12 protein-coding genes are annotated in these 13,781 nt (G+C 69.8%); 9 read left to right on the top strand and 3 right to left on the bottom strand.

What is annotated here, in order from left to right; translation table 11 throughout:
• The first annotated feature begins 291 nt into the window (after nt 1-291).
• The 7 genes from OG622_RS18810 (at nt 292) to OG622_RS18780 (ending at nt 8,816) form a co-directional block, all read left to right on the top strand.
• The gene (locus OG622_RS18810; protein ID WP_371577421.1) at nt 292-1,350 is read left to right on the top strand and encodes a BMP family protein; all 1,059 of its coding nucleotides are present in this window, start codon (nt 292-294) and stop codon (nt 1,348-1,350) included.
• A 397-nt stretch (nt 1,351-1,747) separates the two neighbouring features.
• Nucleotides 1,748-2,800, top strand: a complete 1,053-nt coding sequence (locus tag OG622_RS18805; RefSeq protein ID WP_371577419.1) for a BMP family protein — start codon at nt 1,748-1,750, stop codon at nt 2,798-2,800.
• 272 nt (nt 2,801-3,072) lie between these two features.
• Entirely contained in the window at nt 3,073-4,653 is a 1,581-nt protein-coding gene (locus OG622_RS18800) for an ABC transporter ATP-binding protein (protein WP_371584142.1), read from the top strand.
• Entirely contained in the window at nt 4,653-5,789 is a 1,137-nt protein-coding gene (locus OG622_RS18795) for an ABC transporter permease (RefSeq protein WP_371577417.1), read from the top strand. Before OG622_RS18800 ends, OG622_RS18795 begins: the two co-directional genes overlap by 1 nt.
• Nucleotides 5,786-7,060: an ABC transporter permease gene (locus OG622_RS18790; protein WP_371577415.1), complete on the top strand. Its 1,275-nt coding sequence runs from the start codon at nt 5,786-5,788 to the stop codon at nt 7,058-7,060. Before OG622_RS18795 ends, OG622_RS18790 begins: the two co-directional genes overlap by 4 nt.
• Nucleotides 7,057-7,449, top strand: a complete 393-nt coding sequence (locus tag OG622_RS18785; RefSeq protein ID WP_037694471.1) for a cytidine deaminase — start codon at nt 7,057-7,059, stop codon at nt 7,447-7,449. The genes OG622_RS18790 and OG622_RS18785 overlap by 4 nt, the downstream gene beginning before the upstream one ends.
• An 83-nt stretch (nt 7,450-7,532) precedes the next feature.
• Nucleotides 7,533-8,816, top strand: coding sequence for a thymidine phosphorylase (locus tag OG622_RS18780; RefSeq protein WP_371584141.1), 1,284 nt, complete (start codon nt 7,533-7,535; stop codon nt 8,814-8,816).
• A gap of 107 nt (nt 8,817-8,923) precedes the next feature.
• Here the strand turns inward: OG622_RS18780 and OG622_RS18775 are convergent, their stop codons facing one another.
• The gene (locus OG622_RS18775) at nt 8,924-9,844 is read right to left on the bottom strand and encodes an AEC family transporter (RefSeq protein ID WP_371577413.1); all 921 of its coding nucleotides are present in this window, start codon (nt 9,842-9,844) and stop codon (nt 8,924-8,926) included.
• Nucleotides 9,845-10,002: 158 nt separating this feature from the next.
• Between OG622_RS18775 and OG622_RS18770 the strand changes: the two genes are divergently transcribed.
• Complete coding sequence (locus OG622_RS18770) at nt 10,003-10,389, top strand: STAS domain-containing protein (protein WP_371577412.1); 387 nt, start codon at nt 10,003-10,005, stop codon at nt 10,387-10,389.
• On the opposite strand, the gene OG622_RS18765 is transcribed toward OG622_RS18770, so the two are convergent.
• Together OG622_RS18765 and OG622_RS18760 are read right to left on the bottom strand one after the other, a co-directional pair.
• Nucleotides 10,282-11,292, bottom strand: coding sequence for a sigma-70 family RNA polymerase sigma factor (locus tag OG622_RS18765; protein ID WP_371577410.1), 1,011 nt, complete (start codon nt 11,290-11,292; stop codon nt 10,282-10,284). The genes OG622_RS18770 and OG622_RS18765 overlap by 108 nt on opposite strands.
• Before the next feature lie 124 nt (nt 11,293-11,416).
• Nucleotides 11,417-12,694, bottom strand: a complete 1,278-nt coding sequence (locus OG622_RS18760) for an MFS transporter (protein ID WP_371577408.1) — start codon at nt 12,692-12,694, stop codon at nt 11,417-11,419.
• 66 nt (nt 12,695-12,760) lie between these two features.
• Between OG622_RS18760 and OG622_RS18755 the strand changes: the two genes are divergently transcribed.
• Nucleotides 12,761-13,720, top strand: a complete 960-nt coding sequence (locus OG622_RS18755) for a LysR substrate-binding domain-containing protein (protein WP_371584140.1) — start codon at nt 12,761-12,763, stop codon at nt 13,718-13,720.
• Nucleotides 13,721-13,781: the final 61 nt, after the last annotated feature.

Below are 13,781 nucleotides of genomic sequence, written 5' to 3'. Positions count from 1 at the left end.
TTGCGCCCCGTCCGGCCTCGCGGCAGCCTGGTGCGCGTGTCCGTACGATCACCGTACGGAGCGCGCACCTTCACGCTGAAGTCACCCCATGTGCACGGAACGCGAGGGACGTGAGAGGCGGTGTGTCCCACACATCCCTTTCGCTCCCATGGTTCACGAGGACGTAACGGCCACCGGCACGAATGGATAACGGCCAGTCGAAACCCCGTTCCCAGGAGGGTCTACGCGCGTTAATGTGCGCCGAACTGAGCACCCGGTCGCGGGGCTTTGCAGAAGATGGGGAACTTCAAGATGCGTCGGATTTCCAAACTGACCCGCGTCGCGGTGGGGGTCGCGTCGCTGGCGCTCGCCGCCACGGCCTGTGGTGGTACCAGCAGCGACAGCAACAGCAGCGGTAGCGAGACCAGCAAGGGCGAAAAGGGCCTCGCGCTCGCGTACGACATCGGCGGCAAGGGCGACCAGTCCTTCAACGATGCCGCGTACGCCGGTCTGGAGAAGGCTCAGAAGGAATTCGGGTACAAGACCGAGGACATCGAGCCCACCGAGGGCGAGACTGACGCCGACAAGCAGCAGCGTCTGGAGTCCCTGGCCAAGCAGGGCTACAACCCGGTCATCGGCGTGGGCTTCGCCTACGGCCCCGCGATGGAGGCCGCGGCCAAGAAGTACCCGAAGACCAGCTTCGGCATCGTCGACTCGGTCGTCGAGGGTGACAACGTGGCGTCCCTCGTCTTCGCCGAGCAGGAGGCCTCGTACCTCGCCGGTGTCGCGGCCGCCAAGGCCACCAAGACGAACACCGTGGGCTTCGTGGGCGGCGTGGACATCCCGCTCATCCACAAGTTCGAGGCCGGCTACAAGCAGGGCGTCGAGGACACCAGCGGCGGCAAGGTCAAGGTTCTCTCCCAGTACCTGACCCAGACCGCCGAGGAGGGCGGCTTCTCCAGCCCCGACAAGGGCAAGGCCGCCGCCGAGGGCCAGATCGAGAAGAAGGCCGACGTCGTCTACGCGGCCGCCGGTCTGTCCGGCCAGGGTGTCATCGAGGCCGCCGCCGCGGCCAAGGTCTGGGCGATCGGTGTCGACTCCGACCAGTACAACCAGGAAGCCCTTGCCACCTACAAGGACTACATCCTGACCTCCGCCCTGAAGGACGTCGGCGGCGCGGTCTACGCCCTCGCCAAGTCCGTCGAGGACGGCAAGCCCCTCACCGGTGTCCAGACCTTCGACCTGAAGGTGGACGGCGTCGGCCTGGCCGACTCCAACCCGAAGATGGGCGAGATCGCGGGCCTCACCGACGCGGTGGCCAAGGCCAAGGCGGGCATCACCGACGGCTCGATCAAGGTGAAGACCGAGTAGTCGTCGATCTCCGAGCGCCGCGAGGCCTCCGAGTGACAAGAAGCGGGCGGGTGCACCTGTGCACCCGCCCGCTTCACTCGTATTACGCCGGTTCAGGGCCGCGCCGTCCGCCTTCAGGGGCGCGGGGCCGGCCGCCTCGCGGCTCCGCCGCGCGGGCGCGACCAGCCACAACGAACCCGCGGCCACGACTCGACCGATATCGCCCCGCCCCCTGCGCCCCACACCCCAGCCCCACACCTCCGCCCCACGTTGCAACACGGCCCCATAACAACCCGGTCCACCAGGCTTCACCCAGAGGGTCTACGCGCGTTACTCTGCGGCGAAAGCCATAAAGGCGCCGACGCAGTGAGCATTGCTGAGCAGTACCCCCGGCGCTGTACGACAGGAGCACCAACACATGCGCCGGGTTTCCCGCACAGCGGTCGCAGGCGCAGCGACCGTTTCTCTCGCCCTCGCTCTCTCCGCCTGCGGCGGCACCTCGACGGAGGCCTCGTCCTCCGCCGACGCCAAGGGCGACATGGGCCTCGCCATCGCGTACGACGTCGGCGGCAAGGGCGACCAGTCCTTCAACGACGCCGCGTACGCGGGCCTGGAGAAGGCGGAGAAGGAGTTCGGGTACGAGACCGAGGACATCGAGCCCACCGAGGGCGAGACGGACGCGGACAAGGAGCAGCGCCTGGCCTCCCTGGCCAAGCAGGGCTACAACCCGGTGGTGGGCGTCGGCTACGCGTACGCGACGGCCGTGAAGGCCGCCGCCGAGCAGTACCCGGACACCACGTTCGGCATCGTGGACGACTCCACGGTCCAGCTGGACAACGTCGCGGACCTGGTCTTCTCCGAGGAGCAGGCCTCGTACCTCGCGGGTGTCGCCGCGGCCAGGAGCACCGAGAGCGATGTCGTCGGCTTCGTCGGCGGCGTGGACATCCCGCTGATCCACAAGTTCCAGGCGGGCTTCGAGCAGGGCGTCAAGGACACCAACCCGAAGGTCACGGTCCTCAGTCAGTACCTGACCCAGACGGCCGAGGAGGGTGGCTTCTCCAGCCCCGACAAGGGCAAGACGGCCGCCGAGGGCCAGATCGAGAAGAAGGCCGACGTCGTCTACGCCGCGGCCGGTCTTTCCGGCCAGGGCGTGATCGAGGCGGCCGCCGCGAACAGGATCTGGGCGATCGGCGTCGACTCCGACCAGTACAACCAGGAAGCCCTCGCGAAGTACAAGGACTCCATCCTGACCTCGGCGACGAAGGACGTCGCCAAGGCGGTGTACAACCTGGCGAAGTCGGTCGAGGAGGGTAAGCCCGGGACCGGTATCGTCAGGGGCGATCTGAAGACCGGCGAGGTCGGGCTCGCGGACTCCAACCCGAAGTTCAAGAGCGACACCGAGCTCCAGAAGGCCATCACCACGGCCGAGGAGAAGATCATCAGCGGCGAGATCAAGGTCAAGACCAGCTGATCCAGATCGAGGCCTGCTGACCCAGCTACACCACGAGCAGCCGGGCGGCCCCGGGGGAGTTCAGGCAAACCCGAGGCTGCCAGTAACCGCGGGGTTACGTCCGCTCAACGGGGTACGGGGAGTATCGCTCCCTGTACCCCGTTGTCACGGTGCGTCGCCGCCCGCTTCCGATGCCGTAGGGGCGCTACGCGCGTAGACGACCCCCTTTCCCAGGAGAGTGCGCCATCAACGCGTCCAGCAGCCCTCCGGCCGACGTGGCGGTCAACGGTCAGGTGACCGCCGTCGAACTCGCCGGGATCACCAAGCGATTCCCCGGCGTCGTGGCCAACCACGACATCCACCTCACCGTCCGCAAGGGCACCGTCCACGCCCTCGTCGGGGAGAACGGCGCCGGCAAGTCGACCCTGATGAAGATCCTCTACGGCATGCAGAAGCCGGACGAGGGCACCATCGCGGTCGACGGCGAGCAGGTCTCGTTCTCGTCCCCGGCCGACGCCATCACCCGCGGCATCGGCATGGTGCACCAGCACTTCATGCTCGCCGACAACCTCACGGTCCTGGAGAACGTGGTCCTCGGCAGCGAGAAGCTGTACGGCATCGGCGCCAAGGCCCGCCGCAAGATCAAGGAGATCTCCGACCGGTACGGCTTCGGGGTCCGCCCCGACGTCCTGGTCGAGGAGCTGGGCGTCGCCGAGCGCCAGCGCGTGGAGATCCTCAAGGTCCTCTACCGAGGCGCCCGCACCCTGATCCTGGACGAGCCGACCGCCGTGCTCGTACCGCAGGAGGTCGAGGGGCTCTTCGCCAACCTGCGCGAGCTCAAGACACAGGGCCTGGCGGTCATCTTCATCTCGCACAAGCTGGGCGAGGTGCTGTCCGTCGCCGACGAGATCACGGTCATCCGACGCGGCACGACGGTCGGCACGGCCGTCCCCTCCGAGACCACCCCGCGCCAGCTCGCCGAGCTGATGGTCGGCAGCGAGCTGCCCACCCCCGAGACGGCCGAGTCCACGGTCACCGACCGCCCGGTCCTCACCGTCAAGGACCTCCGCCTGGAGGCCGTCGGCGGCAAGGCGCTGCTCGACGACATCACCTTCACCATCCACGCGGGCGAGGTCCTGGGCCTCGCCGGTGTCGAGGGCAACGGCCAGACCGAACTGGTCGACGCCCTCATCGGCATGAAGTCCGCCGACTCCGGCACGATCGCGCTGGCCGAGGACGACATCACCACCTGGCACACCCGCAGGCGGCGCGAGCAGGGCATCGGCTACATCCCCGAGGACCGCCACCGGCACGGTCTGCTCCTGGAGGCCCCCCTCTGGGAGAACCGTATCCTCGGCCATGTGACCGAGCGGCCCAACGCCAAGGGCGTCTGGCTCGACCCGAAGGCCGCCCAGGAGGACACCCGCCGGATCGTCGCCGAGTACGACGTCCGCACCCCCGGCATCGACGTCACCGCCGCCTCCCTCTCCGGCGGCAACCAGCAGAAGCTCATCGTCGGCCGCGAGATGAGCCACAAGCCGCGCTTCCTGATCGCCGCCCACCCCACCCGCGGTGTGGACGTCGGCGCGCAGGCCCAGATCTGGGACCAGATCCGCGAGGCCCGCCGCGAGGGCCTGGCCGTGCTGCTGATCTCCGCCGACCTGGACGAGCTGATCGGTCTGTCCGACACCCTCCGGGTCATCTACAACGGCAAGCTGGTCGCCGACGCCGACCCGGCCACCATCACCCCCGAGGAGCTGGGCTCGGCCATGACCGGCGCCGCCACCGGCCACCTCGAACACGAAGAGACCCCGCAGCCTCCGGCCGGCGGTCCGTCGAAGACCCTGGACGCCCCGGAAGACGAGGCCCGTTGATGAAGAAGTTCGACAAGGAGCGTGTGCTCCTCGCGGTGGCCGGCCCGGTCCTCGCGCTCGCCGTGGCCTTCGCCCTCACCGCGATCGTGCTGCTCGCCTCCGGGAAGAACCCGGTCGAGCCGTTCACGATCATGTTCGAGCAGGCCACGTTCTCCGACATCCAGGTCCGGATCATCAACCAGGCCTCGCTGTACTACGTGGCGGCCCTCGCGGTGGCCATCGGCTTCCGGATGAACCTGTTCAACATCGGTGTCGACGGCCAGTACCTGCTCGGCGCCATGGCGGCGGCGATCGTCGGCGCCCACGTCGACCTGCCGGCGTTCCTCCAGATCCCGCTGCTGATGCTCACCGCGATCCTCACCGGCGCCTTCTGGGCCGGCATCGCCGGTGTCCTCAAGGTCACCCGGGGCGTTAGCGAGGTCGTCGCGACGATCATGCTGAACGCGATCGCCACCTCCGTCATCGGCTACCTCTGGCTGCCGAACGTCTTCGGTGTCAAGGTCGGCAACAACAACACCACCGGCGAGATGGCCGAGTCCGGCTGGGTGCCCGGCATCGACATGGGCGCGGCCGGTGAGATCTACGGCATGGTTGTCCTCGCCGTCCTGCTCGGCATCGGCTACTGGATCGTCCTCAGCCGTACCCGCTTCGGCTTCGACCTGCGCGCCTCCGGCGCCTCGGAGACGGCCGCCGCGGCCAGCGGTGTCGACCCGGGACGCATGGTGCTCACCGCCATGCTGATCTCCGGCGGCATCGCCGGCCTCGCGGGTCTGCCGATCCTGCTCGGCGACACCCACACCTACAGCCTCAACTTCCCCACCGGCATCGGCTTCCTCGGCATCGGTATCGCCCTGCTCGGTCGCAACAGCCCGGTCGGCATCGCCTTCGCGGCCCTGCTGTGGGCCTGGCTCGACAAGGCCTCGCCCGAGCTGGACTTCCATGACTACGACAAGGAGATCGCGGTCATCATGCAGGGCCTGATCGTGCTCTCGGTCGTCGTCTCGTACGAAACCGTGCGTGAGTGGGGCCTGCGCCGTCAGCAGCGCCGGGTCGGCGCCGAACTCGCCGCGGGCAACGTCCTGGGCGCGGACTCCTCCGACAACCACAACGTCAAGAAGGAGGTGTCGGGCCGATGACCACGAGCACCACCGCGACCGACGTCAACCAGCCCTCGCTGCAGCCGGCCGCCCCGACCGGCCGCAAGCTGTCGCTGCCCGTGCTGTTGCTGGTCATCGCAGGCGTCCTGGCACTCACCTCGATCGTCCGCATCATCACCGGCGCCGACGGCATCACCAACGTCAGCCAGATGTCCACCGCGCTGGAACTGGCCGTACCGATCGGCCTGGCCGGTCTCGGCGGTCTGTGGGCCGAGCGCGCGGGCGTCGTCAACATCGGCCTCGAAGGCATGATGATCCTCGGCACCTGGTTCGGCGCCTGGGCCGGTTTCCAGTACGGCCCGTGGACCGGTGTCCTGGTCGGCATCGCGGGCGGCGCGATCGGCGGCCTGCTGCACGCCTTCGTCACCGTCACCTTCAACGTCAACCACATCGTCTCCGGTGTGGCCATCAACATCCTCGCCCTCGGCGCCACCCGCTACCTCGCCCCCCTCGCCTTCGAGGGCCACCAGGGCGGCTCGGCCAAGCAGTCCCCGCCGGTCGACTCCCTCGGCCAGTTCACGGTGCCAGGGCTCTCGGACGCGCTCCAGACCCTCAACGAGAAGGGCTGGTTCTTCGTCTCCGACCTCGCCGGCCTGCTCGGCGGACTGGTCACCGACGTCTCCTGGCTGACCCTCGTCGCCGTCGCCCTGATCCCCGCCACCTGGTGGATCCTGTGGCGCACCGCCTTCGGTCTGCGCCTGCGCTCCTGCGGTGAGAACCCGGTCGCCGCCGAGTCCCTCGGCGTCAACGTCTACAAGTACAAGTACCTCGCCGTGATCATCTCCGGCGGCCTGGCCGGCCTCGGCGGCGCCTTCCTCGCCATCGTCGCCAACCCCTTCTACCTGGAGGGCCAGACCAGCGGACGCGGCTACATCGGTCTCGCCGCGATGATCTTCGGCAACTGGATGCCGGGCGGCCTCGCCCTCGGCGCCGGCCTCTTCGGCTACACCGACAGCCTCAACCTGCGCGGCGGCTCCGAGAACGTCCACGCCCTGCTGCTCCTCGGTGCACTGCTGCTGGTCATCGGCGCGATCTGGCAGGCCGTCCGCAAGAAGTACGTCTCGGCCGCGATCACCTTCGTGATCGGTGCCCTGGTCTTCACCTGGTACGCGACGACCAACGAGGTCCCCAACCAGGTCGTCGCCGCCACGCCGTACGTCATCACCCTGATCGTCCTCGCGCTCTCCGCCCAGCGACTGCGGATGCCGAAGGCGGACGGCATGCCGTACCGGAAGGGACAGGGCAAGTGACCGCCGTCGACTGGGCCGGGCTTCGTACGGTGGCCCGGGACGCCATGTCCCGGGCGTACGCCCCGTACTCCGGTTACCCGGTCGGCGTCGCCGCCCTCGTCGACGACGGCCGCACCGTCTCGGGCTGCAACGTCGAGAACGCCTCGTACGGCCTCGGCCTGTGCGCGGAGTGCGGCCTGGTCTCGGAGCTGCACCGCACGGGCGGCGGCCGTCTCACGCACTTCACCTGCGTGGACGGCAAGGGCGAGATCCTTGTCCCGTGCGGCCGCTGCCGGCAGCTGCTCTACGAGTTCGGCGGCCCGGACCTCCTGCTGGAGACCCCGGCGGGAATCGTCCCCCTCTCGGAGATGCTGCCCCAGGCCTTCGGCCCGGACCATCTCACCAAGTGACTCCCGTGCGGCCCCTCTGAGTTGCTCAGGGGGGCCGCACACTTTCGGAACCCTCGAAAAGGAAAGCCATGACGTCTCTGTCGATGGATGCCATCTCCGTCATCCGCACCAAGCGGGACCGCGGCGAGCTCAGCGACGAACAGATCGACTGGGTCATCGACGCGTACACCCGGGGCGAGGTCGCCGACTACCAGATGGCCGCCCTCAACATGGCGATCCTCCTCAACGGCATGGACCGCCGTGAGATCGCCCGCTGGACGGCCGCGATGATCGCCTCCGGCGAACGCATGGACTTCTCGTCCCTGTCCCGCCCCACCGCCGACAAGCACTCCACGGGCGGCGTCGGCGACAAGATCACTCTCCCGCTCGCCCCTCTGGTGGCGGCCTGCGGCGCGGCCGTCCCCCAGCTCTCGGGCCGCGGCCTCGGCCACACCGGCGGCACCCTCGACAAGCTGGAGTCCATCCCGGGCTGGCGCGCCCTCCTCTCCAACGAGGAGATGCTGGCCGTCCTCGACGAGGTCGGCGCGGTCATCTGCGCGGCGGGCGACGGCCTGGCCCCGGCGGACAAGAAGCTCTACGCGCTGCGGGACGTGACGGGAACCGTGGAAGCGATCCCCCTGATCGCCTCCTCCATCATGTCGAAGAAGATCGCCGAGGGGACGGGCTCCCTGGTCCTGGACGTGAAGGTGGGCACGGGAGCCTTCATGAAGACCATCGAGGACGCCCGTGAGCTGGCGTCGACGATGGTGGGCCTCGGAACCGACCACGGCGTGAAGACGGTCGCCCTCCTGACGGACATGTCGACGCCCCTGGGCCTGACGGCGGGCAACGCGCTGGAGGTCCGTGAGTCGGTCGAGGTCCTGGCCGGCGGCGGCCCGGCGGACGTCGTCGAGCTGACGATCGCCCTGGCCCGCGAGATGCTCGACGCGGCCGGCGTGAAGGACGCCGACCCGGCGAAGGCGCTGGCCGACGGCTCGGCGATGGACGCCTGGCGCCGCATGATCACCGCCCAGGGCGGCGACCCGGACGCCGAGCTGCCGACCTCGCGCGAACAGCACGTGGTGAAGGCGAGCGCCTCCGGCGTCCTGACCCGCCTCGACGCGTACGACATAGGCATCGCCGCCTGGCGCCTCGGCGCGGGCCGCGCCCGCAAGGAGGACCCGGTCCAGGCCGGCGCGGGCGTCGAGATGCACGCCAAGCCCGGCGACACGGTCACGGAGGGCCAGCCCCTCCTCACCCTCCACACCGACACCCCGGAGCGCTTCGCGTACGCCCTGCAGGCCGTGGAGGGTTCGTACGACATCGCGGACGCGGGTACGCCGTTCACGGCGGCGCCGGTGGTGCTGGAACGCATAGCCATGGCCTGAGCTCGCGTGGCGGAGTACGTGCGCAGGGGGCCGGAACCTTCGGGTGCCGGCCCCCTGCCGCGCGGCCGGGGTCAGCCGAGTGGCCGGAGTCAGCCGAATGGTCGGCGTCAGCCGAGGAGTGTCGCGACCACCACCAGCACCGGCACCGACAACACCGTCGACAGCAGGATCGAGTCCCGGGCCAGCCGTTCGGCCACGCGGTAGCTGGAGGCGTACGTGAAGAGGTTCTGGGCGGCGGGGAGTGCCGAGGTCACCACCACGTCGAGCAGTTGGTGCCCGCGCAGCCCGAAGACGCCCACCGCCAGCGCCCAGGCCACCGCGGGCTGGCCCACCGACTTCAGCGCGACCGACAGCAGTACCGGGTGACGGTCGGGGCCCCGGCCCGGCATCGTGCTGCCGCACAGGGAGATACCGAAGGCGAGCAGGACCGCCGGCACCGACATGTTGCCGATCAGTGTCAGCGGGTCCATGACGGGCGCGGGGACGCGCACGCCGATCGCCGAGACCGCGACCCCGGCCAGCGAGCCCACCGCGATCGGATTCCTGAGCGGCGTCAGCAGTCGCCGCCACAGCGAACCCTTCGCACCCTCGCCGGTCAGGTCCAGGACCGTCAGCGCGATCGGGCTGAGCACGATCAGCTGGAACAGCAGCACCGGTGCGACGAGCGAGGCGTCGCCCAGGACGTACACCGCGATCGGGATGCCGAGGTTGCCGGAGTTCACATAGCTGGAGCAGAGCGCGCCGATCGTCGTACGGCCCACGCCCCAGCCCCGCACGACTCCCACCGCGACGAAGACCCCGGCCACCGCGGCTGTGCTCAGCGCGGTCACCAGCAGCCGGCTGGAGAAGACCGTCGAAAGGTCGGCCCCCGCGAGCGTGGTGAACAGCAGCGCCGGTGACGCGACATGGAAAGCGAGCTTGGTCAGCACCTCGCGACCGTGCTCGCCGAGATGACCGGCGCGTCCGATCGCGTACCCCACCCCGATGACGACCGCGATGACGGCGAAGCCCGTCAGTACCCCCTGCACGACGCCACCTCGACGACGGGCCCGAGGTGGCAGTCGGGTATCCAGGGCGGTGCAGATGCATGGGGCATACAGGCAACCCTCCGGGGCGGGAGGGGCACGGGTCAAAACGGTCCCGACGGGCGGACACCTGAGCGGGCTTCCGTCGTGGGCCGGTACCGATGAGTTACAACCGCCCGGCGGGTCTACCGTTCGTGGACGCCAAGACACCCGCTGTACTCGTGCCGGCCGGCCCCGTCACCCGTGACGAGGTGGCACGGCTCTGCGAAGACGTGCGGGTACTTCTCGACGCGACCGGGACCGGGGTGGTGGTGTGCGATGTCGCCGGGATCGGCCCACCGACTCTGGGCGTCATCGACGTACTGGCCCGGTTGCAGCTGGCGGCGAAACGGGCCGGGGGCCGGATACGACTGCGGGACCCCGGCCCGGCGCTGTGCGCGCTACTGCGCCTGGTCGGGCTTGCCCTCGATGTGGAGGGGCAGGCCGAAGAGGGGGAACCAGCGGGCGGTGTCCAGGAAGCAGTGGAATCCGGCGATCCGGCCCTCTGAGATCTCCAGCGCCTGCACGGCCCACGCGCTGAAGCCGCCCTTCTCCGGGTCCGGCTTGTACTGGGCGAAGCCCGGCAGGCCATTCACCGCGACCGGCACGAGGTGCGAGCCGGCACAGGCCGCGCCGAGCGTGGTCATGAACCCGGTGATGTCGCCCGTCCCGGTCAGCCACAGGTCGAACGGCGGCATCGTCATGACCGCGTCCTCGTGCAGCAGAGCCGTCAGCGCCGCCATGTCGTACCCCTCGAAGGCGGCCACATAGCGCTCCAGGAGCTTCTGCTGCTCCTGGTCCAGCGGGTCGGAGACATCGGCCGCCGCGATCTGCCCGTCGCCCTCGGCGAGGGTCGCGCGGGCCCGCTGCAGGGCGCTGTTCACCGAGGCGACGGACGTGTCGAGCAGCTCGGCGACCTCGCTCGCCCGCCATGCCAGCACCTCACGCAGGATGAGCACCGCACGCTGCTTCGAGGGCAGCTTCTGCAACGCCGCGACGAACGCCAGCCGCACGGACTCCTTGGCCACTGCGGCCTCCGCCGGATCGTCGGTCGTCGGCAGCACCCGGGCGTCCGGCACCGGCTCCAGCCAGGTGTTGTCGGGCCGGGGGGAGAGGGCGGCGTTGGCGAGCGATGTGGACTCGGTGAGGTCCATGGGCCGGGCTCTCTTGTTCCCCGCGGTCAGCATGTCGAGACACACGTTCGTGGCGATGCGGTACAACCACGATCGCAGCGACGATCGCCCCTCGAACTTCTCGTAACTCCGCCAGGCACGGATCATCGTGTCCTGCACGGCGTCCTCCGCCTCGAAGGACGAGCCCAGCATCCGGTAGCAGTACCCGGTCAGCTCGACCCGGTGCCTCTCCAGCCGGACATCGAGCTCCGCCGTCGCTGTCGCCGTACCGTCACTCATGGCCAACCCACCCCTGTGGCGTACCTGTGCGTACCAACACCTCGGAAGCTACCGCAGCCCACTGACAATGGCCTGCGGGAGGAAGGAAGGGGCAGGTCAGGGGCGGCGAGGGCGAAAAGCGAGCTCAGTGAACCGGTACCGGCCCACGCCGAGCCGCATGGGACCCCACCACGGTGATCCCCATCACCCCCAGCACGGCCAGCAGCCCCATCGACACGGTCCCGCCCCAGCCCCCCGCATGGAAGGCCACCGCCCCGAGCGTGCTTCCCGCGCTGGACCCCACGTAATAAGCCGACTGATACAGGGCGGACGCCTGCGCCCGCCCCTCCTTCGCCGTATGACTCACGGACGACGAGGCGACCGCATGCCCGGCGAAGAACCCGGCGGTGATGAGCACCAGCCCGAGCAGCACCAGTACCAGCGAGTCGGACAGCGACACCACCAGCCCGGCGGTCGTCGTACCACCCGCGAGATACAGCGCACCCCGCCGCCCGAGCCGCCCCACCAGCCTGCCGGCGGTGGACGCCGACACCGTACCCACCAGGTACACGAGGAAGATCGACCCGATGACCCCCTGCGGAAGGGAGAAGGGGGCGTCGGTCAGCCGGTAGCCGATGACCGTGTAGACGCCGCCGAAGACCGTCATGAACAGCGCGCCGATCGCGTACAGCCGGCACAGCAACGGATTCCCGAGGTGCGCCCGCACCGTCCGCGCCAGCACCCGCGGCCGCGGCGACCCCGCCGCGAAGTGCTTCGGGGCCGGCAGCAGCAGCCGGAAGGCCACCGCGCACCCCACCGCGATCACCCCGAGCACCGCCAGCGCGACGCGCCAGCCCCACTCCTGGGCGACCCACCCGGTGACGACCCGCCCGCTCATGCCGCCGACGCTGTTGCCGGCGACGAAGAGACCGATCGCGGTGATGAGCGCCTTGGGCCGGACCTCCTCGGCGAGGTACGCGGTCGCCGAGGCCGGCACCCCGGCCAGCGCGGCGCCCTGCACGGCCCGCAGTACCACCAGCGCCCCCAGCGAGGGCGCGAAGGGGATCAGCAGCCCGACCGTCACCGCGACCGCCAGCGACGCCGTCATCAACGTACGCCGCCCGAACCGCTCCGACAGCGCGCTCATCGGCAGCACGAACAGCGCCAGCGCACCGGTCGCCGCCGACACCGTCCAGCTCGCCGCGCTCGCCGTACTTCCGAAGCCGTCCGAGATCAGCGGCAGCAGAGCCTGTGTGGAGTACAGGAGGGCGAAGGTCGCGACACCCGCGAGGAACAGCGCCAGACTCATCCGGCGGTAGCCGGGCCCACCGGGGGCCACTCGGGAGTCGGCGGCGGACGAACGGTCGGAGGTGGCTGCTGCGGCGCCCACGGTCGTGGACGCCTCGGTACTGGCGTAAGGCATGCCTCGAAACTACGTACGCCGCAACTCATCCGTCCAATGCATGGAACCCCCATAATCGTTCCCGTGATGCATGAGCAGAGGTCAGAGCCGTACCTGTCACCGTCCGGTGACACAGAAGACATCGAGGACATCGTCCTGAGCCTGGCCCCCCGCCTCGCCTACTTCGCCGGAGTCGCCCGCACCGAGCACGTCACCCGGGCCGCGCGGGAGATGCGGGTCCCGCAGTCGACGCTGTCGCGGGCGATGGTCCGCCTGGAACAGGACCTGGGCGTCGACCTGTTCGCCCGCCGGGGGCGCACGGTCTCCCTCACCCACGCCGGACGCACCTTCCACGCCTCCGTCGAACGCGCTCTCGCCGAGATCGAGCGCGCCGCCGACGAGGTCCGCGCCGACGCCGACCCCGCCACCGGCAAGGTCGCCTTCGGCTTCCTGCACACCATGGGTGCCGAGACCGTACCCGGCCTCCTCCAGGCCTTCCGCGCCGAACACCCCCGCGTCCGCTTCAGCCTCGTCCAGAACTACGGCGAGGCCATGCTCGAACGCCTGCGCGCGGGCGAACTCGACCTCTGCCTCACGTCCCCCGTCCCGGACGCCCCCGACCTGGTGGCCCGCCGCCTCGACGAGCAGAAGCTCCGCCTGGTCGTCCCCGCCGACCACCGCCTCGCCGCCCGCAAACGCGTCCGCCTCGCCGAGGCCGCCGACGAAACCTTCGTCACCCTGGAACCCGGCTACGGCATGCGCCGCATCACCGACGACCTGTGCAAGGAGGCCGGCTTCAAACCCCGCATCGCCTTCGAGGGAGAGGAGGCGGAAACCCTCCGGGGCCTGGTCGCGGCAGGCCTGGGCGTAGCCCTCCTGCCACCTCCGGCCGTCCCCAGACCAGGAGTCGTCGAACTGACGGTCACCTCCCCGAGAGCAGCCAGGGAAATCGGCGTGGCCTGGCTCGACGGCCACCCGGACACACCCCCGGTGGCGGCCTTCAAGAAGTTCCTGCTGTCGAGAAGGGGCAACCTGCTGGGCAGCTGAGCCGCAGCGACCCAAGGGACGCGGGGAACCACGCCCAGGGACGCGGGGAGCTGCGCCCAGC

The sequence above is a fragment of the Streptomyces sp. NBC_01314 genome (genome assembly GCF_041435215.1).
In the GTDB taxonomy this organism is placed as follows: domain Bacteria; phylum Actinomycetota; class Actinomycetes; order Streptomycetales; family Streptomycetaceae; genus Streptomyces.
This window is presented reverse-complemented; position numbering and strand designations above follow the sequence as displayed.

Coding starts and splice junctions, on each gene's coding strand:
- OG622_RS18810 (WP_371577421.1), top strand. CDS start 292: ATGCGTCGGATTTCCAAACTGACCCGCGTCGCGGTGGGGGTCGCGTCG.
- OG622_RS18805 (WP_371577419.1), top strand. CDS start 1,748: ATGCGCCGGGTTTCCCGCACAGCGGTCGCAGGCGCAGCGACCGTTTCT.
- OG622_RS18795 (WP_371577417.1), top strand. CDS start 4,653: ATGAAGAAGTTCGACAAGGAGCGTGTGCTCCTCGCGGTGGCCGGCCCG.
- OG622_RS18790 (WP_371577415.1), top strand. CDS start 5,786: ATGACCACGAGCACCACCGCGACCGACGTCAACCAGCCCTCGCTGCAG.
- OG622_RS18780 (WP_371584141.1), top strand. CDS start 7,533: ATGGATGCCATCTCCGTCATCCGCACCAAGCGGGACCGCGGCGAGCTC.
- OG622_RS18770 (WP_371577412.1), top strand. CDS start 10,003: ATGAGTTACAACCGCCCGGCGGGTCTACCGTTCGTGGACGCCAAGACA.
- OG622_RS18765 (WP_371577410.1), bottom strand. CDS start 11,292: ATGAGTGACGGTACGGCGACAGCGACGGCGGAGCTCGATGTCCGGCTG.
- OG622_RS18760 (WP_371577408.1), bottom strand. CDS start 12,694: ATGCCTTACGCCAGTACCGAGGCGTCCACGACCGTGGGCGCCGCAGCA.
- OG622_RS18755 (WP_371584140.1), top strand. CDS start 12,761: ATGCATGAGCAGAGGTCAGAGCCGTACCTGTCACCGTCCGGTGACACA.